A 26,052-nucleotide genomic window follows, 5' to 3' on the forward strand; every position below is an offset into this window, starting at 1 on the left:
ATAGCAGGCAGATGCGGGGCCTGGACGGCCCCGCATCAAACCATCAGATTCGTTACTTCTTCTCGATCTGGTAGTACAGCGGGAAGGAGTCCCAACCGAAATCGACGTTCTTCACCTTGGTGGAGTAGCCGCCGTTTACGTTTGCGTACCAGAGAGGAATGTACGGCAGATCCTTGAAGAGGACCTCCTGCGCTTCCTTGTACTTAGCGTTGGCCTTTGCCTTGTCGGTCTGGACAGCGCCCTCGTCAACTAGGCGATCGAACTCGGTGTTGGAGTAGCGAGCGTCGTTAGAAGGAGCGTTGGTCTTGTACAGGGGTGCAAGGAAGTTGAAGACGCCCGGGTAGTCAGCCTGCCAGCCAGTGCGGAAGCCCGACTGGAGGGCGTGCTTGGTGACGTCGTCACGCATGGACTTGAAGTCTGGGTAGGCTTTGCCCTGTGCCTTTATGCCAAGGTTATTCTTGAGCTGGTTGCAAACTGCGTCCACCCAAGCCTGGTGGCCTCCGTCGGAGTTGTAGGCAATTTCGAAGGTGCCATCGTACTTGCTGATAGCATCCGCCTTGGTCCACAGCTCCTTAGCCTTCTTGGCGTTGAACTTCAGCACGTCATTTCCGGGGACGTCCTTGGAGTAGCCGTCAACGGTAGGCGAGGTGAAATCGTCAGCCGGGGTACGAGTGCCCTTGAAGATGGTGTCGGTGACCTCTTTGCGGTCGATGGCCTGCGAGAGAGCTGCCCTGCGCAGGCGGCCTTCCTCGTCCATCCCAAAGTGGGGGGCCTTCACGTCGATAGCGAAGGACTGGAATACGGCCGCAGGCTGGTTGATTGCCCGCTCACCAAGATCCTTCTTGTAGGTTTCGAAGGCAGAATCTGGCAGGCCATCTAGGACGTCCAGGTCGTCACTCAGAAGCTTCTGGTAGGCAGCCTCGGGCTGGGCGTAGATCTGGAATTCAATACCAGCATTCTTGGCCTTGCGCGGGCCGTTGTAGTGCTCGTTGGGAACCAGGGTAATTTTTTCGTTGTGTACCCAGCCATCCTTGTCAGCCAACTTGTAAGGACCGGACGAGACAGGCTTTTGCCCGTATGCCTTCATATCCTTGTAAGCCGATTCGGGTAGCGGAGCATATGCCTGGTGGCCCAAACGGTCGGCAAAGTCGGGGGCCGAGGAATTCAGTTCCACGGTAAAGGTAGTGTCGTCCACTACCTTTAGGCCTTCCATCTTGGGAACGTCGGGCGCTGTGGCGCCTTCATCTGCCGGAGCTTCGGTGTAGCCCTTGATGGCCTCGAAGAAGGGGGCCTGAGTCTGCGCGTTCTTCGGGTTAGCTGCCCAGTTCCAGGCATCTACGAAGTTCTGTGCCTTGAGGTCGGAGCCGTCAGAGAACTTGAGCCCCTTCTTGAGTTTGAAGGTGAACTTGGTGAAGTCATCGTTGTGCTCGATGGAATCAGCAAGCTCGTTTTGAGTCTTCCCATCCTTGGTGTAGTAAACCAGTCCAGAGTTGATGCTGGTAAGGATTCGTCCGCCACCAACTTCGTTTGTGGCAGAGGGAATTAGAGGATTCTGCGGTTCAGTATTGACTGCAGTAATGGTCTTTGCTTCGTCGCCACCGGCGCTTGAACCGGACCCCGACCCTCCGCAAGCGGAAAGGGTAAAGGTTAATGCGGCGGCGGAAACTACGGCAAGGATGCGCTTAGTTTTCACTGTTTCCTCCGGGTTAGGCCGGAACGCCCCTGCAAGTAAGACAAAGGGATTTTTGCTCTACCGGGGACTTCCGTTGGCTCATTCTAATAAGAAAGGTAAAGCTTTAACCAAATAGAGATTGGAGTTCTCCAATGTTCCCGACGGCGAAAAGGTTGATTTTCCGGCGCGAACAGGCATTTAAGCGCTGTCCACTATGTGGACATTTTCTTCTCAACCTTATTTTTTATAGTCTTTTCCCCAATTCTTCCTAAATTTTGCTTTACAGTTTCTTGACCTTTGCGGAGCCGTACTCTACGAACCGCGCGATTGGGGCTGAATGCCCCAAGAGACCCGCGCCAACTCAAACGTCCCTGAAATTACAAAAAGAACTCGGCGAAACCGACGCCAGCTATCCTCCGGATGTAGATTCCGCCAAGGCCAATTAAATAGCAGTGGCGGGGCCCTTCCCCGCCACTGCTACTAAAAGCTAGTGCTCCGGCCTCGATAGGTCGGCCTCTGCTGGCTTTACCGCCGGCGCCCTAGTTACCAACTTGTGAATTCCCCACACTGCGAAGAACAACGGCAGCCCGATGTAGCTAGTGGCCAGGGTGGTAAAGTCGCTGCGGCCCAAAAGCGCCTCGTAATTTTGTCCCAAGATAACCACGATGCACATGACAAGCGCGACAATTGGCCCTAGAGGGAAGAAAGAGGCCTTGTAGGGTAGCTCCTCCAAGGAATGCCCCTGGGCCACGAACGCCTTGCGGAAGCGCAAGTGCGACCAGGCCACCGCCACCCACGTGATGAAGCCAGCTAGCCCTGAAGCATTTACAAGCCAGGTGTAGGCTCCCCCGTCGCCAATCAGAGAGGTGAGGAAGCAGGCAGCACCCACCAAGGTGGTAGCGACCAGCGCTGGCACCGGCACCCCGTGAGCGGAGGTAGAAGCAAACACGCGCGGGGCCTTGCCCGATTTGGCCAAAGCGTAGAGCATGCGCGTAGAGGCGTACAGTCCGGAGTTGCCTGCCGAGAGCACGGAGGTCAAAATTACCGCATTCATGACGGCTGCAGCAGCGGCTATGCCGGCATTGTGGAAGACCAGCGTAAACGGACTGACCGAAATGTTGTCCACGTCAGCGTTCAAAAGGTCCGGACTAGTGTACGGAATTAGGAATCCTATGACCGCAATTGCGCCTATGTAGAACAGCAAGATGCGCCAGAAAATAGTGCGAATGGCTCGGGGGATGGTCTCGCTAGGATTTTCCGCTTCCCCGGCCGCGACCCCGACCAGCTCGGTACCTTGGAACGAGAAGCCGGCGATCATAAATACGGAGAGCACCCCCATTCCGCCATTTACGAAGGGCGCATCCCCCACCGTCCAGTTTTTAAAACCCGGGGATCCGGAGCCCAAAATGCCGACAATCATGGCTACACCTAGCGCCAAGAAGACGCACACGGTAACCACCTTGATGGTGGCAAACCAAAATTCGCCCTCACCATATGCACGTGCCGACACCGCGTTGAGAGCAACCAACAGCGCTAAAAAGAGCGCAGACCATATCCAAGAGGGTACGGAAGGAGCCCAGTACTTCATTACCAGGGCCGCAGCTACTAGTTCGGCGGCCACCGTAATTGCCCAGTTGTACCAGTAGTTCCAACCCACTGCGAATCCGAAAGAGGGCGAAATAAAGCGGGTTCCGTAGTCTTCGAAGGAACCCGCTGAAGGTATGTAGGTAGCCATTTCGCCCAGTGACTGCATGAGCAGATACACCATGATCCCGATCAATCCGTAGGCGAGCAGAGCGCCTCCGGGTCCGGCGTCAGAGATGGTCGCGCCCGATGCCACGAACAGGCCGGTGCCGATGGCGCCGCCAATAGCGATCATATTTAGGTGTCGTGCTCTGAGGGATCGGTGCAAGTTGTTGTCCGCATCGTGTGCAGCCACGTCAATGTCCGCCATGTTGTACCTCAAAACAATAAATTAACGTTTCCGATTCAATCGAGCATAAGAGCATTTTTCAATAGATTCAAAGTATACGTCTTGGCCGCCGCCAAACTGAGACATATCTTCCACTTGTAAGTATTCCCAGTTGGGGGCTGGAACGGCTATTTACTGCGGCTGGCCAGCTTCCACACCAGCTCAGCCGTGGGCCTATCGCACACCAGATCCGTCATTACCCCAGCATTCAACGCCGCAAGTAGGGCCTCCGCTTTAGCTGGCCCTGCCACCACGCAGAGGCGCCTGGGGATGCGCGCCAGCACAGCCGGATTTGGCCCGGAGGCGCGTTTGTTCAACTCAATGTTGCGCCAGGTGCCATCCTTTTTTAGGAGTACCGTACACACGTCGCCTACCACGCCGGCCTTCGAGAGGGCGTAGAGTTCCTTGGTTGACAGGTACCCGGCGGAGTAGACGTGAGAGGGCATTTCTCCCCTGAAGGCTCCTACCCCAAAGACGGCGACGTTTACTTTGCGCTGATATTCGAGTACGCGTTTTACGGCACTTTCTTGCCACATGGCTTTTTTGGTTTCGGCTTTGTCAAAAAAGGCCGGCACTGGGAAGTGAATTACGTTGGCGTTCCACCGTTCGGCTGCTTGAGAGAGGATAAAGCCCACGTGCGCGCTTCCTGAAGAGGTCGTGGACACCGCTCCGTTTAGCTGTACTACGGACACCCCCCCGGTGTCGCGGGCGGGCAGGTGTTGAACCACTTCCGAGGTAGTGTTACCCCACGCGATGCCCACTGTGTCGCCGCTTTGGACCATTTGATCCAAGGTGCCCGCGGCCACCTTGGAAACCACCTGCAGGAGCCGGTTCTGGCTGAGTGAAGCTTCGACGTCGACTACCTGCACATCCACCCTGAAACGCTGTTTGAGCTTCATCGTGAGCACAGACTCCGTGGCAAAGGGCGGCCTTATAGTTATTTGCACGATGCCGGCCTGGCGCGCGTAGGCAAGCAGGCGGGACACCGTAGAGCGGGAAACGCCCAATTTTTTCGATATCGCTGCCATTGTCTGGGACTCGGCGTAGTAAAGGACGGCGGCTTTGCGGGCCGCCTCTACTTTCTGGCTGTCCTGAGACGTTAATGCATACTGACCAGACATTTTACTCATAACCCAAAGTATAACTGCACATTTGTGCAATTCGATTGCACATATGACCTTGGTCCGAAACAATGTAGACAATGCTGCAATAGTGACAGGTCCAACAAAGGAGTTTGTAATGACAGAAGGTGCACTAAATCCTGAACACCGCCGCGCGGCCCTGCAGGAAATGGCAAACGGCGAAGAACTAGACATCTTAGTATTGGGCGGCGGCGTAACTGGTGCCGGCATTGCATACGATGCAGCGCTGCGCGGGCTGCGCGTTGGTATTGTCGAGGCCCAGGACTGGGCCTCAGGTACGTCCTCGCGTTCTTCTAAACTTGTCCACGGCGGCCTGCGCTACCTCTACCAGCTGGACTTCAAACTGGTTCACGAGGCTCTGACCGAGCGCGGCCTGCTGCTCGAGACCACCGCCCCCCACCTGGTTAAGAAACTGCCGCTGCTGTGGCCTTTCAAGACTCCCGTGATCGAGCGCGCCTACTCCACCGTTGGGGTAGGCATGTATGACGCCATGGCTCAGATGGCCCATCGCGGTTCGGTGCCAATTCAGCACCACGTAACCCGCAAGGGCGCCCTCTCGCTAGTTCCCGACCTACGTCGTGATTCCCTGATTGGCGCAATGGTCTACTACGATGCCCGCGTCGACGACGCCCGCCTAGTTGTGAACCTAGTTCGCTCGGCAGTCGACTACGGCGCCCTGGCGGCTTCGCGCACCATGGTCACAGACATGAGTAAGGATTCCACCGGCCGCGTCACTGGCGCTACTATTCGGGATCTGGAAGATGGTAAGGAATACCAGGTTCGCGCCCGCACCATTATCAATGCTTCCGGCGTCTGGACCGAGAAAACCGAAGCAATGGGCGGCACTGGCGGCGGCCTAAAGGTACTCGCTTCTAAGGGGATCCACATCGTTGTTCCCAAGGAGCGCATCAAGGGCAAGACGGGCATGTTCGTGCGCACTGAAAAGTCCGTGCTCTTCATCATTCCGTGGAAGCGCTACTGGATCATTGGTACTACCGACACCAAGTACGTCGAGGATCTGCGCAATCCCGTAGCTAATAAGACCGACATTGACTACGTGTTGGACCAGGCCAACAAGGTGCTCAACGATCCGCTCACTCACGACGACATCATTGGCGTTTACGCGGGCCTGCGCCCACTGCTGCAGCCGGGTACCAAAGATGGGGACTCCGCCAAGTCCACCAAGGTTTCGCGTGAACACACCGTTACCGAGGCCGCTCCCGGACTAGTGGTAATCGCCGGCGGCAAGCTGACCACGTACCGCCCCATGGCCGAGGACGCAGTGGACTTTGCACTCGGCGACCGCGCCAAGACCTTGAAGTCTCTAACTGCCAAGACCCCGCTGCGTGGCGCCGACGGCTACCATGCCCTGTGGAACCGCAGGAGGGTTCTAGCCGAGGATTCGGGCCTTTCCGTGGAACACATTGAAGATATGCTCGACCGGTACGGCTCCGACATCGAGCTGCTGCTCGATTCCATCGCCAAGGATGCCACCTTGGGTGAAGAGCTTGAAGGCGCTCCCGAATATTTGCGTGCCGAGGTTGCCTTCGCAGTCACTCACGAGGGCGCAATGCACCTCGAGGACGTTCTCTGCCACCGCATCCGCCTCACCTACGAGCACAAGGATCACGGGCTTTCCGCCCTCGAGGAAATCGCCTCGATCATGGCCTCCCTGCTCGACTGGAACGATGAAAAGAAGAAATTCGAGATCGATTCCTACACCGCTCGCGTAAAGGCGGAAGATGAAGCTCGCACTGCCACCGACGATGCCTCTTCGCAGGCAATTCGCGATCACATCGGCGACGTGACTGATTTCTACCCGCTCAAAGGGCAGAACTAACTAGTTGCCCCCGCGCCCTCCGGCTCTTTTTTAGAGAAGAGCGGGTGCGGGGGCACTTTTGTATGTGTGGCCCGCAGGGTCTGCTGCCGATTCAACGGAGAGCCAGCAGCCGGCCAATCGGGTAGCATTACCAAAAGATGCCGGCTGGATCTGGCGAAACTAATTTGGAGGACAATGATGACTGACAAAGATTATGTACTTGCGATCGACCAGGGGACCACTTCCTCTCGCGCGATTTTGTTTGACCACAGTGGCGACATAGTAGCTTCGGCGCAAAAAGAACACGAGCAGATCTTTCCCAAGCCCGGCTGGGTGGAGCACAATCCCGCCGAGATTTGGGATGGGGTGCGCTACTGCGTCGCCTCCGCCCTTCAGCAGGCGCAGATCAACCGGCACTCGCTGGCCGCCGTTGGCATTACTAACCAACGCGAAACAGTCGTGGTGTGGGACAAGCACACTGGCGAACCCGTCTACAACGCCATCGTTTGGCAGGACACGCGTACCTCTAAGATCATCCGCGAGTTAGCAGGTGAGGACGGCCTTTCTAAGTATCGCGACATCTGCGGCTTGGATCTGTCCACCTACTATTCCGGCCCCGAAATCAAGTGGATTTTAGACAATGTCGAGGGCGCACGGGAGCGCGCTGAGGCCGGCGACTTGCTGTTTGGCAACACCGACACCTGGGTACTGTGGAACCTGACCGGGGGCATAAACGGCGGTGTGCACAAGACCGACGTGACTAATGCTTCGCGCACCATGCTCATGGACATTAGAAGCCTCACCTGGCGCGAAGATATCTGCGAGGATTTCGGGATCCCGATGAGTATGCTTCCCGAAATTTGTTCGTCCTCCGAGATCTACGGTTACGGTCGTAAGAACGGACTGTTGATCGATACCCCCATTGCCGGCATCTTGGGTGACCAGCAGGCGGCTACCTTCGGGCAGGCCTGTTTCAAGAAGGGAATGGCCAAGAATACATACGGCACGGGCTGTTTCACTTTGATCAACACAGGCAAGGAACCGGTGTTTTCAAAGAATGGTCTACTTACTACCGTCGCCTACAAGATTGGCGATCAAGCCCCCTCCTACGCCCTCGAGGGGTCCATTGCGGTTACCGGGTCGCTGATCCAGTGGCTGCGAGACAACTTGGGCATTATTTCTGCTTCAGACAAGGTCGAAGAGCTCGCGCGCAGCGTTGACGACAATGGCGGGGTTTATTTTGTACCAGCCTTCTCAGGCCTGTTTGCCCCCTATTGGAAGGATGACGCTCGCGGGGTAATTGTGGGACTCACCCGCTACAACACCAAGGCTCACATTGCTCGCGCGGCTCTCGAAGCTACAGCCTTCCAGACCCGCGAGGTACTCGAGGCGATGAACGCCGACTCAGGGGTAGACCTGAAGGAACTGCGCGTGGATGGAGGCATGACCAACAATAATTTGCTCATGCAGTTCCAAGCCGACCAGTTGGGCTGCAAGATCGTGCGCCCCAAGGTTATGGAGACCACGGCTCTGGGGGCTGCCTATGCTGCTGGCATCGCAGTCGGTTTTTGGGACGGCGAGGCCGACGTCGAGGCCAATTGGGCCAAGAAGGACGAGTGGGTTCCAGGCGAGGACCGTGAAGAATACGACCGCACGTACCGCCTTTGGAAGAAGGCAGTCACCCGCACGTTCGAGTGGGTAGACAAGGACGTCGAGACCGCGTAGGTATTTGAAGAACGCTAGCCCGAGGCACTGCCTTGGGCTAGCCTTCTTTTATGGCCCAGCTGTTTTCCGGCGGAGTGCGCCGAGCTCTCGCACGCATTGTAGTGGCCCTCTGCAGGGTCCACCTTTGCGCCGATTCGGCCCGCCCGGACCAGTTTTCCTCACCCACTATCTTCTACGCCAACCACACTTCCCATTTAGATTTTTTGGTGCTGTGGGCAATGTTGCCGCTGCGCGAGCGCATCCGCCCCGTGGCAGCAAAAGATTACTGGAGTTCTTTTCCGAGGGCGCTGCCAGCTCGCCTATTCCATGCCTATTTGGTTGACCGGAGTGGAAAGCGAAAAAAGAACCAGATTAAGGGCATGAACGAGGTTCTTACTCGCGGGGAGTCTCTGCTCATTTTTCCCGAGGGCACCCGCGGAGATGGCCGGGCCCTTGGGCATTTCCACCGAGGGATTTATCTGCTAGCTAAGCAGAATCCGCAGGTGCCGGTGGTACCGGTGCGGCTCCAAGATTTGGGGAAAATTCTGCCAAAGGGGCACCATTTGCCACTCCCTCATAAATCCTCCGTGTGCTTTTGCAGCCCGTTGTCCTTGCGCCCGGGCGAATCCCAAATTTCGTTTCTAAGGCGAGCTAGAGCCGCGCTGTTGCCTACTTCTGGCAGTTAGGGCACCAAAAGAGGCGGCGCCCCTCCAGCAGCGCTTCTTTGACTACGCGCCCGCAACGAGGGCAGGGTTTGCCAGCGCGGTGATAGACAGCGAAGCGCCTGTCCGTTTCAGAAGCCCCTTCGCGTTTGTAGCAAGTCTGCAGAGTATCTATCACTCCCGTCCGTAGCCCTTCCCCCATAGCTTCCACCAGGTCTTCCCACAGAGATGCCAGGCGAGAGGCGGCAATATTCTTACCCTTGCGATACGGATTGATTGCCGTGCGGAAGAGGCATTCTGCCCGGTAGATGTTTCCCGGCCCCGCAACTATGGCTTGATTCATTACTAGTTTGCCGACAGGCACCGCTTTGGCGCGCACCGCACCAACAAAACGTTCTTTATCCCCGCTGCCGTTTCGAAGCGGATCCGGCCCAAGCCGGCTAAGCACGGCACGTACTCCGCCCTCGTCCAACAATTCGCAGGTGGTAGGGCCGGAAAGGTAGATGCTGCGTGAACCGTCGCTAAGTCCCAGACGCGCGTTGGGCCCGCTTTTGGCTCGCCAATCCCCGTATAGGCCCAGGTGCACGTGTACGTAGGTGCCGGAAAAATCCAAAAAGAGGTGTTTGCCCCAGGCGAATACTTCTTTCAGCACCGTCCCGTCGAGGGTGGCGGCCTCTTTAGCAAATCGCCCCTGCGGAGAGGACACCGCGAGCGCCTTGCCCGCAAACGCAGCGGCTAAATACTGCGCTTGCCGGTGGATCTTGTGGCCTTCTGGCACGTTTCCTCCTAAAGTCAACTATCCTAGTTTAGGCCGGCTGAAAGGGCTTTATATGCAAGACGAAATCTCGACCGGACGCGTCCGTAAGCTGATCACTGATCGTGACCTCGCCACACTCGGATCAAGAGTTCGAAAGCTGTCCCAAAATCGCGTGGTAAAACTTCTCTCGGAACTTCCCCTTGACCAGGCGGCAATCGTATTTCGACTACTCGAAAAGAACGAATCTTTGGCAGTTTTTGAAGAGCTAGACCAAGATACCCAGGCCGATCTGATCACGGTCCTTTCGCGTTCGCAGGTGCTCGAAATTTTTCGTTCGCTCGACCCCGAGGAGCAGACGTGGCTGCTTGACGAGATGCCCTCCAAGGTGGCCAAGAAGATCGTGGCGGCGTTGGGGAGCAAAGAGATGGAGGGAGCGCTCTCTCTGCTGGGGTATCCGCGCGAATCTATTGGCAGGCGCATGTCCCCGCAAGTGCTGCGTTCGCGCCCTACCGAGACGGTAGGCGAATTGCTGGGGCGGATCCGAGCGAGCAACTCCGACAACGATGTGCTCTCTGAAATTCCAGTGCTCACCAAAGATCGCAAGCTGGTCGGCAAGGTGGAACTGAAGGCTCTGCTGGAGGCCGAAAAGCACGCTCAGGTAGCGACCCTGATGGAGGCGGATCCCTACTATTCGTTCACCTATGAGGACGACGAAAAGGTTGCGCGCGAAATTTTGCGCCACGGCGAACTAATTCATCCCATCGTCGATTCTGAGCGCCGACTAGTGGGCATCGTTCCTCTTCTAGATGCTGCGCGTATCGATTACCACGCCGCCGAGGAGGACCACGCTCGCGCCGGTGGTGCAGAGCCCCTGCGGAGGCCGTATTTGCTCACCTCTGTGCTGAAAGTTGCGCGCTCGCGCATCGTGTGGCTTTTGGTACTGGGCATCTCGGCGACGCTGACGGTGCAGGTGCTTGAAATATTTGAAGCGACTCTCTCGCAGAAAATTGCCCTCTCCCTGTTCATTCCCCTGGTGATCGGCATTGGGGGAAACACCGGATCACAGGCGGCCACTACCGTGACTCGCGCGCTAGCCACGGGGGAAATCGACATCAAGGACGTGGGGCGGGTGGCTTTCAAGGAGGTGCGCACCGGTTTTGCAGTGGGCTCGCTATTGGCATTGGTGGCACTGGCGATTGCCTCTGCGGTATACGGTTTCGACATAGGCCTGGTAATCGCCCTCACGCTGGCGCTGAACTGTCCCATAGCCGCGACTGTGGGCGGTGTGATCCCGTTAGTTGCCAAGGCTTGCAAAGTGGATCCGGCGGTCTTTTCGACTCCATTCATATCTACCTTTTGCGATGCAAGCGGCCTGCTCGTCTACTTCCTAGTTGCTAAGGCTCTTCTTGGCCTATAGTCCTAGGAGAGCGAGTTGAGCCACATCGCTTATATCTTTTTAATCTTAAGTGAGATATATATCTCTAAATAATGGGGCCGCGAAAAGCGAGAGTAAACAACTTATCCATTAGGCGCCTTATACATATACCGGCTTTCGTTAGGTAGGACTGAAGCCCCAGATCGAGCTCTTTGAAGCGGCAGCACGTAGTCAAACACAACTGTCTGCTATGGGCAGAAAGAACGTTAGTCCATTCACACTCGAATCAAAAAGAAAGAAACTTGGATCACAAACTTTAAATATGCGACCTTCCTTTACACCACCCCTATATTTTTCTTACGTTTTCTTTACTCATTTTTCTTTGTCAAAGTGCCCTTTTTGTCAGATTCGCGGTAGTCTCCATAGGTGCGCTCACCTAGGAGTGAGCAATCGAAGAAATGTATCCGCCTAGCAAAGGACACCGATGTCCAACTCAAGAGTTGATTCTCAACCCCATCCCGAGTCCACTAAAGACGTCCAGAAGCCGGGCACCGGCACAGATATCACCTGGGCAGTCAGCCTATTTGGCACTGCGGTCGGCGCAGGCATTCTGTTCCTACCCATAAACGCCGGCGCGAACGGCCTGTGGCCTCTACTTATCGTCACGTTCTTAATTGGTCCCATGACCTACTTTGCCCACAGGGCCTTGTCCCACTTTGTTTGTGATTCTCCGCGCAAAGGCGAGGACATCACCAAGGTGGCAGAAGGCTACTTTGGCCTTGGCTGGGGCCGTTTTATTACCATTTTGTATTTCATGGCGATCTTCCCGATCGTTTTGATCTACGGCGTTTCCATCACCAACACCGTAGACTCCCTGATGGTGCACCAGTTGCACATGAGCCCCTGGCCCCGCTGGCTCCTTTCCGGCGTGTTAATCGGCGCCATGATGCTAGTTATGGTTTTGGGCCAGAAACTGATGCTCATCGTTACCTCGGCACTGGTTTATCCCCTAATCTTGTGCCTGTTCGGCATTTCGCTCTACCTGATTCCGCACTGGAACTTCCAGGGCGGCCTCGGCGCTTTCCCTTCGTTCGGAAACCTGCTGAAGTACATCTGGATCTCGATCCCCGTTTTGGTATTCGCCTTTAACCACTCCCCGGCTATCTCGCAGTTCTCGCTCGCAATGCAGCGCATCTACGGAGACCGGGCCACCAAGAAGGCTTCGCGCGTTCTGCTGTACACCGCTGGCATGCTAGTCGTCTTTACCATGCTGTTTGTTTGGTCTTGCGTGCTCACTTTGGGCGAAAAGGGCCTGGCAGACGCCCGCGAGGCAAACTTGCCCGTACTTTCCCACCTAGCTAACGTGCTCCACACCCCGGTAATCGAATACCTCGGGCCGGCCATTGCCATCGCGGCAATCGTCTCCTCGTTCTTCGGACACTATCTGGGGGCTGCCGAGGGCGCAGTTGGCATCGTTCGGCAGGTTGTCCCCTCCTACGTGGGCCGGGTTGGCGAACGCCGCATTTACGGCTACGTAGCAGTGTTCGTATTCCTCTTCACCTGGGGAATCGCGATCATCAACCCCTCGATCCTCTCGCTGATCGAATCCCTGTCTGGGCCGGTCATCGCTTCGATCTTGTACCTGATGCCGATGGTCGCCTTCTACACGGTGCCTTCGCTAAAGAAGTACCGCAATCGCGTTTCGAACATCTTTGTTATTGTGATGGGACTACTGGCGGTTAGTGCGATCATCTTCAAACTAGTCGCGTAAGTATAATCAATGCCTTTGGCAGAAAGTTGAATCATGACGGTAAGCGTTTTTGATCTGTTCAGTATCGGTATCGGGCCTTCTTCGTCCCACACCGTGGGGCCTATGACAGCCGCTGCCGATTTCATCGACAAACTTCGCGAGGACGGGTGCTTGCAAAAGGTGGCCAGCATCCAGGTCGACTTGTTTGGTTCACTTGCTGCCACCGGCCTCGGCCACGGCACCTTCGGTGCGGTGCTGCTGGGGTTGGAAGGGCATCGTCCTCAAAAGATCGGCCCCGAGACGGTAGACGGCCGTCTGGCCCAGATCGCAAACGGCTCCCCGCTGTGCCTGGGCGGAGACGGGCCAAAGATTGACTATGGCATCGACGATCTGATCAAGCGGCCGTTGACCGTGCTTCCCAGGCACGCCAACGGTATGCGCTTCCAGGCCTTCGACAAGGATGGCAATTCCCTCTTCGACCGCTACTCGTATTCGATCGGCGGCGGCTTCGTAGTCCACGACGGCGAGGATTCTTCCGCCCTCGTCCAGGACGCTGCAGAGCTGCCCTACGAGTACGGTTCTGGGCAGGAGCTTGCCGAGCACTGCAAGAAGACCGGCAAGCGCATAAGTCAGATTGGCATGGCCAACGAGTCGGCTCGCTCCTCGGAAGAAGAGGTGCGCGCCAAGCTCCTCGAAATCTGGTCAGTGATGGACGAATGTGCCAAACACTCGCTCACTCGCACAGGAGTTCTTCCCGGGGGCCTCAAGACTCAGCGGCGCGCTCCCAAGTGGTACGACCGACTAAAGCGGATCGATCCCAACCACGATATTGGCCACTGGCTCGAATGGGTAAACTTGATTGCCTTGGCCGTGAACGAAGAAAATGCTTCCGGGGGGCGCATCGTTACCGCTCCCACCAACGGCGCAGCAGGCATCATTCCTGCGGTCCTCTTCTACGCCCTGCACTATACGGACAGGGCAAAGGAAGACACCAAGGAGGCCAAAGAATCGATCATCTGCGATTTCTTACTCGCTGCCGGTGCGGTGGGTTCAGTTATCAAGGAACAATCCTCAATTTCTGGGGCCGAGGTCGGCTGCCAGGGCGAGGTCGGTTCGGCCTCTTCTATGGCTGCCGCTGGACTTGCCGAGGTGATGGGGGGCACCCCCACCCAGGTCATGAACGCCGGCGAGATCGCCATGGAGCACCACCTGGGGCTGACTTGTGATCCGGTGGGCGGCCTAGTTCAGGTCCCCTGCATTGAACGCAATGCCATCGCGGCAGCAACCGCAGTAAATGCCGCCCGTATGGCCCTCTTTGACGACGGGGATTCTGCCATGGTTTCACTTGACGCAGTAGTGAAGACCATGAAGGAAACAGGCGCCGACATGTCCAACAAATACAAAGAGACTGCGTTGGGCGGGCTAGCCGTAACGGTAGTGGAATGCTAGCTCTCTTTTAGAAGCTGCCGACTTTGCCCCGAACGTAGCGCTCCCCACTAGTAGGTAACTGATTTTTCATTCCAACTAGTGGGGAGCAGTTCATGCGCAGGTGTCATCTTTTCGCGCTTGCAAAATAGGTTAGGCCCTGCCCGTAGACTAAGGTTGAGCCATGGAAAAAACTTGGAAGATTACGCAAGACAGTGTGTTTCATGCCAACAACATGGATGTGCTCCCCCACCTGGCCTCGGAATCTTTCCAGCTAATCTACATTGATCCCCCCTTCAACACCGGCAAGGTACAGCGTCGCCAATCCCTTCGCACCAAAGCCTCCAAAGAAGGGGGCAGGGTTGGCTTTAAGGGACAAACCTACGACACCGTGCGCGGACGAGTCTTTTCCTACAACGATTCCTTTGTCGATTACTGGGAGTTCTTGGAGCCGCGCCTCGAACAGGCCTGGCGCCTGTTATCCCCCACGGGCACGTTCTACCTGCATCTAGACTACAGAGAGGTGCACTACGCGAAAGTGCTCTTGGATTCCCTATTCGGCCGCGAGTGCTTTTTAAACGAAATTATCTGGGCCTACGACTACGGGGCTAGAACTAAACGGAAATGGCCTGCCAAACACGACAACATCCTCGTCTATGTAAAAGATCCGCGGCGTTACTACTTTGACAGCGCGCGGGTGGACCGCGAACCCTACATGGCCCCGGGGCTAGTGACGCCCGAAAAACGCGAGCGCGGCAAACTCCCCACCGACGTGTGGTGGCACACCATAGTTTCGCCCACTGGAAAGGAAAAGACAGGCTACGCTACCCAAAAACCGCTGGGGATCTTGAGGCGAATAGTGCAGGCTTCTTCTGCAGAAGAGGACTGGGTACTGGACTTCTTTGGGGGCTCGGGAACTACCGGGGCGGCCTGCGCTGAGTTAGGACGCCACTTTGTGCTAGTGGACCAAAATCCCGCCGCAATTGAAACTATGCAAAACCGTTTTAGCGCCCTCGAGGTAGACTATCGCACCGCCTAATCCTGTGCCGAGGGCACGATGTTCCCCCACTCGTTGTGCACAAACTCGCTGGCCCACAGCCCCATCTGCGAGGCACCTAAGATGTAGGCACCAACCTGAGCTGGCACTGCCTTTCGGCTAAAAGCCTCGAACGCCATGGGATGGTTGACCATCGTGCGAATAGAGCGATACTTGGCCAGCAACTTATCGGCTCCAAGCAACCGCATCCCCTTCAGCAGCTGCTGCTTTAGGGCTGGGCTCATTTGGGTGGATTTGGGGCTAAACAGGCCAAGGTGTTTGCCAGTTTGGCGGTAATATATTTCGTCCGTGTAGCAGGCGTACCAGTCTCGCGTAGCAGTGAGCTCTTCACTGCCTCGCACCCACACCTGCCACATGGGAAGATCCAGCATGGGCAACGCCCACGAGTATCCGAAGAACTCATACCCGGCCATCGAATTATTGATGTATTTAGCCTGCCGTTCAGCAATGTTGAACCACTCAAAATAGGCTTGCAAATCCCGCTCTGTACGCCCGAGGCGCACCTGGTCGGCAAGTTCGCGGACGGTTTGCAGCCATTCTTCTGCAGAACAAATGCGCCGCGAGCGCCCCTGCTGATTTGCATGGTGAAGAGCGAGAAGCCGATTGAGCTCCTGGCCGCTGGGGCGACGCTGCAGGACCTGTTCGTCGTGCATATTTCCCACAATCGTGTGTCCGGGCAAGATCACGGCATCAGGATCAATAAGTTCCTTTTGCCGCATCTGCGTCAAAGCATAATAATCTTGCACGTGCGGCAGCGCGACCCCCTTCCACACGGAAGCCATGAACTCCCGGGCCTGCTCACTAGCCCACTCCTTGCGCACCTGGGCCGGATCCAGAGGCACAAACAACCATGGCAAGTGCAGATCGGCAGCTACAGAATGGGAAATCTGCCCCTCCTTAGACCCCTCTTTGCCGTAGGTGAAAGTCAAAACGTTGGGGGCCCCTAGCTGCTTTAAGAATGCCGCCATGAGCCTAGAGTCAAGCCCTCCCGAGAGCGGAATTACCAGCTGACGCGAGCCAGCCTGGTTGAGTACCCGCCCCAGGGATTCCTCTAAAGCGGCGGTAAACAGCTGGGCGTATTCCGCCTGATCAGTAACCGGATCTGGGAGGAAACCATACGTAAAATAGGGGGCGTGAGCCAGTTGGCCGCCCTCGCCGAGTTCGACCCTCGTGCCCGCCTGCAGGGCACGTACGCCCTCGAGCAACGTGCGATCCGACAGCACGTAGCCGATATGGGGAAACAGGGCCGCATCTTGCCTGTTCAAGTGCCAAAAAGAACTGCCTTGAAACACGTTTACGTCGTCGGTAACCACCCAGTTCTTGCCATCGAAGCCATAGCAAAGTGGGTGCGAACGGACCCTGTCGGAGGCCAGTACTAGCGACTGCGAGCGCTGATCGACTATAGTCCACTGCCCCGGCAGTTGGGCTAAGGTCTGCTGGCTCAGCGGCTGCGCCAAAGCAGCCAGGTCAAATTCGGGCTTCAGCGGCGCCCAAACGTGCAACTTCCCGCTAGAATCACTGACCCACCCATCAGAGCGCAACGAAATTTCAAATCCCATAGTTATCCTTCAGGGCCGGTTTAGGCGTACAAATATGCGTGTATTCTATCTCTCGGCCCCGCCCAGACAAACACAGCGACTGGCAGTATAGACTGTGGAATACCCAAACAGGAGGACAAATACAGGGTGAGTATCCGCCAGCGCACCAACTACTGGTTGCAAGCGCAAAAAAAGAAAAGTCCTGTACTTGCCGCTATTTTGACTCTGATGACGGGCACCATGGCCTCGCAGGTAGTCACCTTCATTTTTCAGATCTTCATCAACAGGATCTACTCCGACTACGAAAAAGGCCTGTTCGGGGTATACGGGTCTATTACCACTTTCGTAATCGCAGTTGCTGCCCTGCGTTTCGATGTAACCCTGATTCTTCCTAAAGACAATGTGGTGGCACGCGTACTCAAAAAGCTCGCCACCCGCGCCATCGTGGTTAGCTCATTGGCCACGTCGCTATTTTGCATCATCTTCTCGTCCCTGCTTACTAAGCACTATCATCACTCCCCCGAGCTAGCTAAGTGGCTAATGATTTCTGGGGTGACCGTATTCCTAGTAGCCGAAATAACCAATATTCAATACTGGCTAACGCGCACAGAGCGCTTCGGCGCGTTGGCCTCTAACCGGGTACTGCAAACCGTCTCGGTGGTGGTCCTGCAGCTAATTATGGGTTTGCTACTACACGGTAGCCTGACCGGGCTAATAGTTGGCACAATGGGCGGTCAGCTAATCGCCTTCGTGGCCATCCACTTGCGCACCCCAGAACTACACCGCCCCCTGCCCAAAGATGCCCCCTCCATGCGCTCGCTAATGGTGCGTTACCGAAAAATGCCGCTGCTCAACGGCCCTAACGTGCTAGTGGACTCCGTGCGCAACATGGGCATCAACCTTCTGATCGGCTCCGTAGCCATCGCCTCGCTCGGACAATTCCAACTTGCCTGGGCGATCATGCAGGTCCCCATCGCGCTGATCGCCGGTTCGGTCTCGCAGGTATTCCTAAAAAAACTAGCAATAACCGAACCAGGCCACATGCGAAAACTAGTGCGCTTCACTATCGTTCGCGCAGCCGTAGTAGCCCTAGTGCCCTTCGCCCTCTTATTTGCCCTAGCCCCCTGGCTATTCCCGTTCCTCTTCGGCGCCCAGTGGGACCAAGCCGGCTACTTTGCCCAAGCCCTCACTCCCTGGCTCTACATGACGGTGCTAACCTCACCGATTTCAAACATCTTCGTAGTCACCGAAAATCAGCGCCAGATGCTGATCTTCGCTATCTTTTACTGCGTGCTGCCCCTACTGTGGCTCTGGCTCTCGCCGCTGGAGCTGCTGCCCACCATCTTCTTACTCGGCGCCCTGATGGCCGCCTTGCTCCTAATCCAGCTGGCAATGGCCTTCGCCTGCGCCCGCACCTACGACAGACTCGACTAACTAGAAAGTGTCCTGCAATAAAGCTGGCGGGTGTCACGCACGAAGGTCTGCTCGCTAAAGCGCTCGCGGCCCCGCTGGCGAATTTGGGCTCGGTCGAAGCGGCCAGGCCTTGCCACCTCGCCCAAAGCCCCCGCCAACGCCTGTACGTCATCAACGGGAACGGTAATCCCCGTGTCCTCTTCCACCATGAACCGGCCCGCCCAAGTTTCAGTGGCCACGCAGGGCAGACCAACCGCTTGTGCCTCAGCCAACACCGTACCTCCGGCCTCGACAGCGCTGGGCAGCACAAAGGCGTCCGCCCTAGAAAGCTGGGCAAAAACCTGCTGGCGATCCAGCGCTCCCAAGAATTCGACGCCCTCTTCTACGCCCAGGCTGCGCGCTAGCGCCGATAGCGCCTGCAATTCGCCTGCAGCCCCCGCTCCCACTATGCGAAGGTGCAGATTGGGGGTGTTCTGGCGAGCTTTGGCAAACGCTCTAAGCAGCATCTTCGGGCGTTTGTTGTTACCTAAATGTGACACGTGCAAGATAGTGAATTGTTCCGTTACTGGGGCGAACGGAAGCGCAAAAGCCGCCTCGGGTACGGGCAGGGCGATTACCTGCCAGGGTGGGGTGTCATAGTAGCGCTGCAGTACCTCGGCAAAGGGCTTAGACACTGTGGCCCTGCCCGCCGCCTGCCTTACCTCGGCGCGGATATGTTTGCCACGTCCCACGCTCAGGTCCCGCTCGGTAGAGGACGGGCGGTGCTCGGTCAGGCAGTAGGGCACCTGCCAAGAGTGAGCCGCCTGAGATGCAACCGTTATTGCGGGGTAAACAGAGTGGGCGTGGACCAGCTGCGGGATTCCCTCAGCTTTGGCGTAGGTTGCCAGAGCCCGCCTACAGGCAAAACGGAAGAGTTCGCCCTCGAACGGCAACTTTTCGTGGGGCATGCCGGGCACACTCCCGCGCACCACCGTAATGCCCTCCTCGCTGCTCACACGCAGCTTGGGACTGTATTGCCACGGTTTTACAGCATTTAGGGCCACCACTCCGACTTTCATGCCAGCTCGCCGGAGCATCTGTACCTGCTCGCGAAAGAACGAACCGTTCAGTGGGTTGTTAGTGTCCGGGTACCACGACGGTACCCAGAGAACGTGTAGAGGACGCACCTATACTTCCTCCAGATCGGTTGGTCTAGCGTGTGGAAATTTCAGTTTTGTCTGCCTGCCGGTACAAAAGGTAAAGCGAAAGGCGCCTAGTTGCACACTTGCCTTCTGAAAATGAGCCGCAAACTGCGCCCGGGCGCCTCCAACTGAAACAACACGCACAGGTAGATGGTATAACAGGGCCCCGTCGACCTGCCCTTTAAGAGCCAAGTTCCAGCGTTATCCCCTCGTGCACTAGAATCGGAGCTGACTTCTTTTCAACCCGCGAGGTGGCACTTGACTCCGACTATGATCTTCCACGCTCCGTACCCCATGGAGCCCAATCCCACCTCTGCCTCGCGACTACGCCCGCTGCGCATGAGGGAGGCCTTCAAAGCGGCCGGCTACCAGGTAATCGATCTTTCCGGCACTACGCCACAGCGCAGGACTGGGTACAGGCGATTGAAGGAGCAGCTTGCCGCCGGAGTGAAACCGGCGTTTTTGTACAGTGAAAATTCCACTCAGCCAAATATCTTTGCCACTTCCATCCGCGACGGACTAGCCCCGCTGCTTGACACCTCTATCATGGCTACGGCCCATAGAGCAGGCATCCCAGTTGGGGTGTTTTACCGCGACGTGTACTGGCGTTTCAGCTCGTTTCGGGCTAAATCTGTCACCGGGCGGCTGGCGCCAGCATTTCACCGCTTAGATTTGCGCGGTTATTTAGCTGCTAAGGCACATTTTTTCTTCCCCTCTACGGCTATGAGCCCCTACCTCGGCTTGCCTGAAGGCACGTCCTATTCTGCGCTGCCACCCGCGGGAGCTGCCGGCCAGACACTGCCTCTGCCGGAAGGGCCGCTAACACTCGTTTATGTAGGGGGGCTCGGCAACCACTACGTACTTACCGAGTTGGCGCAGGCCTTAAAGGCCACCAGCTCAGTCCACTTGAACATGGTGGTTCGCCAGCGCGAATGGGAAAATTCTGCAGGCGAGTTCGCCACTTTGAGTTCTGCAAACGTTCACCCGCACCACCTGAACGCGAATCAGCTCGACGGGGTCTACGCCCGTAGCCACATCGGGGTACTAACTGTAAAGCCCTCCGAGTATTGGCAGTTCGCGGTGCCTGCAAAGCTCTACGAATATCTTTCCAAGGGGCGGCCCATATTGGTAACCGAAGGCACCGAGGCCGCCCGCATCGTTGGCGAGCTAGGTTGCGGCTGGCAGGTCCCCTACGACGGGAAGACACTAGCCAGGACTTTGCGCCACCTTGCCAACCACCCCGAAGAAGTGCAGCAAAAAGCTCACCAGACCCGGGCTGCTGCCGCGGTAAATACTTGGCAAGACCGTGCTCTGCAGGTGGCCACCACCCTTACCGGGAAGGCATTATGAGGATCGCCTATTCGATTGGCATTGCTAAGGTACCGCCCACCTATTTCGCGGTTGCCCATGCCGAGGCCATGGCCAATACCTGCGCCCTGTTCGGGTTGGTCTTAGAAAAGAACGATCCTACCCTAAAGACCCCTTTTTACCCTGCCGTGCCTTCGTTTGGAGGGCGGGCTACGTTCAGGCAGCGCGAGTATTTAGAGCCGCTCCACCTGGGCCGCCTTTCCAGGATGATCAGAAAGTTCCACCCCGAGCTGATCCACCACCATTTTGCCGTGTGGACTCTGCCCGCAGTCCGGGCCGCCAGAATTGAGGGCGTTCCACTGGTGCTGACTATGCACGGCTTCGACGTGTTTACACACCTTTCGCGTCCTTCCACGTGGATGCAGCGCTGGCACTACCTGAATTTCGAGCGCGCGGTCGACCAGGCCAGCGAGGTACTTGCCGTCAGCAAGTTCTTGGCCGGAAAGGCCCGTGAAGGTGGTGTTCCCCAGCGCAAACTGCAGGTGCACTACCAGGGAATAGACACCAATTTCTTTACCCCCGCCCGCCCCACTGAAAATGAGCGTCCGGTGCTCTTACACGTGGGCGCACTCAAAGAAAACAAGGGAATCGCCTCCTTACTCGAGGCCTCTGTGCGTCTGGCAGACCATTACCCCCACCAGCTGCAACTGGTGGGCACCGGCCCACTCGAACCCCTGGTGCGCGAGGCCGCCAGGGCGCACCCGCACATCCACTATCTAGGCCCTACGAGCCGCGAGGGCGTGCGTGCGGCAATGCGGAAAGCCGACATTTTTGTGCTCGCCTGTCAGAAAGTTGACTCCCGCGAAGAGGCAGCCGGCCTGGTAGCCCTAGAGGCCCAAAGTTGCGCCACCCCGGTGTTAGTTAACCGTTCTGGCGGAGCACCCGAAATGCTTGTAGAAGGCGAAACGGGCCTCATTGCCGAGCGCGGCAATACCGACTCGCTTACCCGCGTCCTGGCACAGTTTTTGGCCATGGCACCGGCCGAGCGCGCCGAGATGGGACAGCGAGGCCGCCAGTTCGTGGTAAAGGAACGTTCGCTCGCCAACTCTTGCAGGCAGCTTGACCAGATTTATTCGCATCTGCTCTAACGTATCCCTTGCCTCCGAAAGACCCGGATCTAACACAAGTACCGAAGCACTCTAACTCATACACTTGCGCACAATCTGTCTTATGATGTTTTCGAAGCCAATTCCTACAACGCTTAGGAAGCGATATGGAAAAGCTAGTAACGGTAGAAGAGCACCTCACCTTCGAAGACATATTTGCGTCGGTCCGCAAGCTAGATCCGGCCCGCCCAACTCGCACCGACCCTGAACTGGCGAAGTTCCTGGGCAGTTATTTCGAATCTGTCCAGGGCTGGGACCAGCTTCTTGGGAAACGCTTAGAACTCATGGACGCCGAAGGCGTAGACGTGCAGGTAGTCTCACATGGGCACGGTTCCCCCGGTCAACTTGCCCACCCCGCCGCCGTGGACATGTGCAAGGAAGTAAATGATCGCCTCGCCAAGATGATTAGCGAGGTGCCGGACCGTTTCGCCGGTTTTGCCACCCTGCCGCTCGTAGATCCGCAGGCTGCAGTCGACGAGTTGCACCGGTGTGTGCACGAACTGGGATTTCACGGCTCTTTAGTACTGGGGCGCTACCAGGACATCTTTTTAGACCACCCACGTTTTCGCCCTCTTTTGAAAGCTCATGCCGAGCTGGGGGTGCCGCTGTACATCCACCCGGGCCCGATCCTAGACTCCGTGGCTAACGCCTACTATTGCGGCGGCGACTGGCCCGCCTCGGTCGAGTACATGCTAGCTTCCTCGGGTTTCGGCTGGCACGCTGAAGCAGGTGTGCAAGTTTTGCGGCTGATCGCCGCGGGCGTGTTCGATGAACTGCCCGATCTAAAGATCCTGTCTGGGCACTGGGGCGAAACCCTTCCAGCATATTTGGAACGTTTCGACGACCAGATCGGCATTGCCGCCACCTACTTGGAACGCTCCTTCTCGCAAACTTATAGGGACCAGGTGTGGATTACGCCCTCGGGAATACTAACGCCCGGGCAGCTGAACTTGGCGCTCACCCAGGTGGGCGCCGACCACATTTTGTGGAGCGAAGATATCCCCTACCTGAAGTGCAAGAACATTCGTTCCTTCCTGCAGGAGGCCGATTTGTCCGAGGAAGATCGAAACAAGATTGCTTCCTCCAACGCGGTCTCTTTGCTGGGGTTGTCCCTGGCATAAAAACAGCCCACTTGTTAGCGTGAGGTTGCAGCCAACGAAAGGAAAGAAATGGCCGAGCTAAACGGAAAGACTATAGCCATCATTGCTACCGATGGTTTCGAGGATTCAGAACTTACTTCCCCGCTTCAGGCTGTGAAAGAGGCCGGAGCAGACGTGGTTGTGCTAGCTCCGGAAGCTGGCCAAATTGAGGGCAAGAAGGGCACCAAGGTCGATGTCGACACCACCACTGCCGAGTCGGCGGAGAAATGCTTTGACGGCATCATTTTGCCTGGCGGCACCACTAACGCCGATCATCTTCGGCTAGACGATTCTGCCGTCGCCATTGTGAAGAAGCATGTAGAGGCCGGAATGCCGCTAGGGGCTATCTGCCACGGAGCTTGGATTCTTACCGACGCCGACGTGCTGAACGAACGCACTTTGACCTCATACCCGTCTCTCAAGACCGATCTGATCAATGCCGGGGCGATTTGGACCGACCAGGAAGTGGTTTGCGACCAGGGGCTGGTCTCCTCTAGGACCCCAGCCGACCTGCCGGCGTTCAACGCCAAGATTGTAGAAGAATTTGCCGAGGGCAAACACTAATCCAGGTTCCTTTAGGTGGCCGGGCGCACCCCGGCCACCTTTTGATTTGGTCTCGAAAGATATACCCCAGTATCGTGGCCGGTGGGAGGGCAAATGCTCAAGTTATCTCCGAGGCGGCGGCGAATAGTATATTCACTTAGCTACGAGGTCATAGCTGTTTTTGCCACCGCCGCCTTTTTGTTGGTTTTTAATTTTGATGCGGCCGGTTCCCTGCTCATGGGAATCATTTCTTCGACTGTAGCGGTGATTTGGAACTACCTGTGGAACCTGCTGCTGGAAACTTGGGAAAAGCGTACTGACGCGGGCCCGCGCACCCCGTTGCGGCGGGCGGTTCAGGCCGTAGGTTTCGAGGGCGGTCTCGCCCTGTGGCTAACTCCCATAGAAGCTTGGATTCTGGACGTATCTTTACTTACCGCCTTGGCTTTAGAGGCCGGACAACTCGTGTTTTTCTTGTTCTACACCTACCTGTTTTCTTGGGTTTTCGACCGCTACGTGTGCGCTCCTCCGGTAGAACAGGCCGCGAGCGCCGCCTCGCAGTGAGACACATTACTTAATGGCTCCACCTGGGCTTATAACCTTCTGTTCACCATCTGCAAGCCTCTACTTCACCTGTGCCATCTACTTTCTTTCCTATGAAGGAAGGTACGTCTAAACCGCGCAGGTCAGATCGACCCGACTCACGCGAGTGGCTCCTAGCTCTCCTCCTGCTAGCGCCAAATCTGGCCCTACTTGCCGTATTTACGTACAGGCCCCTTTTCGACAACATCCGCCTGTCGTTCACCGATTGGAACATTTCTGCCCCCACAGCCCATTTCGTGGGCCTAGACAACTACGCCGAGTGGTTCACCAGTGCCGATTCTTGGAAGATAGTTGCCAACACAGCTATTTTTACCCTAGCTACCGTGCTCGGTTCCCTACTAGTTGGGTTGGCACTAGCTATCTTGCTCGACCAAAAATTATTCGGGCGCAATGGCGTGCGAGCGGTAGTATTTGCTCCCTACATAATCTCGGGTGCAGCAATAGGCATCGCGTTCCAATTCGTCTTTGACCCCGGCGTTGGTTTGATTGCGAACATCCTTTCGGGGCTGGGCATAAAAAGCCCCGATTTCTACCAAAATCCCGGCTGGGCATTGTTCATGATCACCGCCACCTACATTTGGAAAAATATTGGCTACACCTTCGTCATTTATCTCGCTGCCCTGCAAGGACGGCGCAAAGACTTAGACGAGGCCGCCGAAATAGACGGCACCCCCGCCTGGCGGCGTCTCACCAAAGTATTGCTCCCTCAGCTGCGCCCCACCACCTTCTTTTTGTCTATTACGGTACTGCTCAACTCTATGCAGGTATTCGACATTATCAACGTGATGACCAGAGGCGGCCCCCAGGGGAATGCGACCTCGACCATGGTCTACCAGGTCTACCAAGAAACCTTCGTGAACACTCGAGCCGGCTACGGAGCCACAGTAGCTACCATCTTGTTTTTGATTTTGCTGGTAGTCACCTTCATCCAGGTTCGCTTCATGCAAAGGGACGAAAAATGATTCGCAGCAAAAAAGCAGCTCCCTCCGAACTGAACTACGTGGGCCGCTCAAAGACAATGAAAATTCTAGGCTACGTGGCAATGGGCGCCGCCCTGCTAATAATTTTGGTGCCTATATATTGGATCCTGCTCGCCTCGTTCAAAGTCCAAGGCGACATTTATGCCAAACCAGTTACGTTGTGGCCGCACCCGTTTACTTTGCAAAACTACAAGGATGTAAACGAGCGCATCGCCCTCGGCGCCTACCTGCGAAATTCTGTAATTATCACGGTCATCCTCTCGAGCATAAAAATAGTGCTAGGCGTTGCCTCTGCCTACGCCCTGTCCCTGCTGCGCTTCCCAGGGCGAAACCTGATCTTCTTGGTCGTGATTGCTTCGCTGATGGTCCCCAGCCAAATCACCGTAATCTCCAACTACTCGCTCGTTGCCACATACGGCATGCGCAACACCTTCGCCGGAATTATCTTGCCGCTGGCAGGTACCGCCTTCGGCACCTTCCTAATGCGCAACCACTTCCTGTCCCTCCCTAAAGAAGTAATCGAAGCCGCCCGAATGGACGGAGCTAGCCCCCTAAAACTCCTCACTAAAGTCGTCCTCCCCATGTCCTGGCCCACCCTGTCGGCCTTCGCCCTCATCACAATTGTGAACGACTGGAACGAATACCTGTGGCCATTTTTAATGTCGGACGACGAGCGCACTGCTCCCCTGCAAATTGGCTTAACCTTCCTCCAAAACAACGAGGGCCTTTCGAACTGGGGGCCCGTAATGGCAGGCACAGTACTTGCAGTACTTCCTGTGCTAATTGTCTTCCTACTTCTGCAAAAAAACATGATCAAAGGGCTCACCTCTGGAGCAGTCAAAGGCTAGC

Annotated in this window: 21 protein-coding genes; 15 read left to right on the forward strand and 6 right to left on the reverse strand. The window is 56.5% G+C overall.

The window, feature by feature from the left end; translation table 11 throughout:
- Window positions 1-52: 52 nt before the first annotated feature.
- From G437_RS0103750 to G437_RS0103760, 3 genes are all read right to left on the reverse strand, one after another.
- Window positions 53-1,693 carry a peptide ABC transporter substrate-binding protein gene (locus G437_RS0103750; RefSeq protein ID WP_024331256.1) on the reverse strand — a complete coding sequence of 547 codons (1,641 nt, stop codon included), beginning with the start codon at window positions 1,691-1,693 and terminating at the stop codon, window positions 53-55.
- A 466-nt stretch (window positions 1,694-2,159) separates the two neighbouring features.
- The gene (locus G437_RS0103755; protein ID WP_024331257.1) at window positions 2,160-3,626 is read right to left on the reverse strand and encodes an amino acid permease; all 1,467 of its coding nucleotides are present in this window, start codon (window positions 3,624-3,626) and stop codon (window positions 2,160-2,162) included.
- A gap of 146 nt (window positions 3,627-3,772) precedes the next feature.
- Window positions 3,773-4,774, reverse strand: coding sequence for a sugar-binding transcriptional regulator (locus G437_RS0103760; protein ID WP_231782312.1), 1,002 nt, complete (start codon window positions 4,772-4,774; stop codon window positions 3,773-3,775).
- 109 nt (window positions 4,775-4,883) lie between these two features.
- Here G437_RS0103760 and G437_RS0103765 point away from each other — a divergent pair, with 109 nt between their 5' ends.
- The 3 genes from G437_RS0103765 (at window position 4,884) to G437_RS0103775 (ending at window position 8,995) form a co-directional block, all read left to right on the forward strand.
- Window positions 4,884-6,626, forward strand: coding sequence for a glycerol-3-phosphate dehydrogenase/oxidase (locus G437_RS0103765; RefSeq protein ID WP_024331259.1), 1,743 nt, complete (start codon window positions 4,884-4,886; stop codon window positions 6,624-6,626).
- A 177-nt stretch (window positions 6,627-6,803) separates the two neighbouring features.
- Entirely contained in the window at window positions 6,804-8,330 is a 1,527-nt protein-coding gene (gene glpK / locus G437_RS0103770; protein WP_024331260.1) for a glycerol kinase GlpK, read from the forward strand.
- A 50-nt stretch (window positions 8,331-8,380) separates the two neighbouring features.
- Entirely contained in the window at window positions 8,381-8,995 is a 615-nt protein-coding gene (locus G437_RS0103775; RefSeq protein ID WP_024331261.1) for a lysophospholipid acyltransferase family protein, read from the forward strand.
- Here the strand turns inward: G437_RS0103775 and G437_RS0103780 are convergent.
- On the reverse strand, window positions 8,979-9,749 hold the full coding sequence (locus tag G437_RS0103780) for an Fpg/Nei family DNA glycosylase (RefSeq protein WP_024331262.1): 771 nt from the start codon (window positions 9,747-9,749) through the stop codon (window positions 8,979-8,981). The two genes, G437_RS0103775 and G437_RS0103780, sit on opposite strands and share 17 nt — an antisense overlap.
- Before the next feature lie 52 nt (window positions 9,750-9,801).
- On the opposite strand from G437_RS0103780, the gene mgtE reads away from it, so the two are divergent.
- From mgtE to G437_RS0103800, 4 genes are all read left to right on the forward strand, one after another.
- Window positions 9,802-11,145, forward strand: coding sequence for a magnesium transporter (gene mgtE, locus G437_RS0103785; RefSeq protein WP_024331263.1), 1,344 nt, complete (start codon window positions 9,802-9,804; stop codon window positions 11,143-11,145).
- Between the two features lie 442 nt (window positions 11,146-11,587).
- The gene (locus G437_RS0103790; protein WP_029769244.1) at window positions 11,588-12,874 is read left to right on the forward strand and encodes an SLC5/6 family protein; all 1,287 of its coding nucleotides are present in this window, start codon (window positions 11,588-11,590) and stop codon (window positions 12,872-12,874) included.
- Window positions 12,875-12,907: 33 nt separating this feature from the next.
- Window positions 12,908-14,302 carry an L-serine ammonia-lyase gene (locus G437_RS0103795; RefSeq protein ID WP_024331264.1) on the forward strand — a complete coding sequence of 465 codons (1,395 nt, stop codon included), beginning with the start codon at window positions 12,908-12,910 and terminating at the stop codon, window positions 14,300-14,302.
- A gap of 160 nt (window positions 14,303-14,462) precedes the next feature.
- On the forward strand, window positions 14,463-15,317 hold the full coding sequence (locus G437_RS0103800) for a DNA-methyltransferase (RefSeq protein WP_024331265.1): 855 nt from the start codon (window positions 14,463-14,465) through the stop codon (window positions 15,315-15,317).
- Here the strand turns inward: G437_RS0103800 and G437_RS0103805 are convergent.
- Window positions 15,314-16,894 (reverse strand): asparagine synthase-related protein, encoded by a 1,581-nt coding sequence (locus G437_RS0103805; protein WP_024331266.1) that lies wholly within the window; start codon window positions 16,892-16,894, stop codon window positions 15,314-15,316. The two genes, G437_RS0103800 and G437_RS0103805, sit on opposite strands and share 4 nt — an antisense overlap.
- A 126-nt stretch (window positions 16,895-17,020) precedes the next feature.
- Between G437_RS0103805 and G437_RS0103810 the strand changes: the two genes are divergently transcribed.
- Window positions 17,021-18,307: an oligosaccharide flippase family protein gene (locus tag G437_RS0103810; RefSeq protein ID WP_024331267.1), complete on the forward strand. Its 1,287-nt coding sequence runs from the start codon at window positions 17,021-17,023 to the stop codon at window positions 18,305-18,307.
- On the opposite strand, the gene G437_RS0103815 is transcribed toward G437_RS0103810, so the two are convergent.
- Complete coding sequence (locus G437_RS0103815) at window positions 18,304-19,452, reverse strand: glycosyltransferase (RefSeq protein ID WP_024331268.1); 1,149 nt, start codon at window positions 19,450-19,452, stop codon at window positions 18,304-18,306. The two genes, G437_RS0103810 and G437_RS0103815, sit on opposite strands and share 4 nt — an antisense overlap.
- 273 nt (window positions 19,453-19,725) lie before the next feature.
- On the opposite strand from G437_RS0103815, the gene G437_RS0103820 reads away from it, so the two are divergent.
- The 7 genes from G437_RS0103820 to G437_RS0103850 all read left to right on the forward strand — a co-directional run bounded on the left by G437_RS0103820 (window position 19,726) and on the right by G437_RS0103850 (window position 26,051).
- Window positions 19,726-20,817: a glycosyltransferase family protein gene (locus G437_RS0103820; protein ID WP_231782311.1), complete on the forward strand. Its 1,092-nt coding sequence runs from the start codon at window positions 19,726-19,728 to the stop codon at window positions 20,815-20,817.
- Window positions 20,814-21,923, forward strand: a complete 1,110-nt coding sequence (locus G437_RS0103825) for a glycosyltransferase (protein WP_024331270.1) — start codon at window positions 20,814-20,816, stop codon at window positions 21,921-21,923. The genes G437_RS0103820 and G437_RS0103825 overlap by 4 nt, the downstream gene beginning before the upstream one ends.
- Before the next feature lie 125 nt (window positions 21,924-22,048).
- Window positions 22,049-23,062 (forward strand): amidohydrolase family protein, encoded by a 1,014-nt coding sequence (locus G437_RS0103830; RefSeq protein ID WP_024331271.1) that lies wholly within the window; start codon window positions 22,049-22,051, stop codon window positions 23,060-23,062.
- Window positions 23,063-23,110: 48 nt separating this feature from the next.
- On the forward strand, window positions 23,111-23,644 hold the full coding sequence (locus G437_RS0103835) for a type 1 glutamine amidotransferase domain-containing protein (RefSeq protein WP_024331272.1): 534 nt from the start codon (window positions 23,111-23,113) through the stop codon (window positions 23,642-23,644).
- Window positions 23,645-23,737: 93 nt separating this feature from the next.
- Window positions 23,738-24,184: a PACE efflux transporter gene (locus tag G437_RS0103840; protein ID WP_024331273.1), complete on the forward strand. Its 447-nt coding sequence runs from the start codon at window positions 23,738-23,740 to the stop codon at window positions 24,182-24,184.
- Window positions 24,185-24,276: 92 nt separating this feature from the next.
- Entirely contained in the window at window positions 24,277-25,185 is a 909-nt protein-coding gene (locus G437_RS0103845) for a carbohydrate ABC transporter permease (RefSeq protein ID WP_024331274.1), read from the forward strand.
- Window positions 25,182-26,051, forward strand: a complete 870-nt coding sequence (locus G437_RS0103850) for a carbohydrate ABC transporter permease (protein ID WP_024331275.1) — start codon at window positions 25,182-25,184, stop codon at window positions 26,049-26,051. Before G437_RS0103845 ends, G437_RS0103850 begins: the two co-directional genes overlap by 4 nt.
- Window position 26,052: the final 1 nt, after the last annotated feature.

Origin of the sequence: Winkia neuii subsp. neuii DSM 8576 (assembly GCF_000420405.1) — a bacterium.
In the GTDB taxonomy this organism is placed as follows: domain Bacteria; phylum Actinomycetota; class Actinomycetes; order Actinomycetales; family Actinomycetaceae; genus Winkia; species Winkia neuii.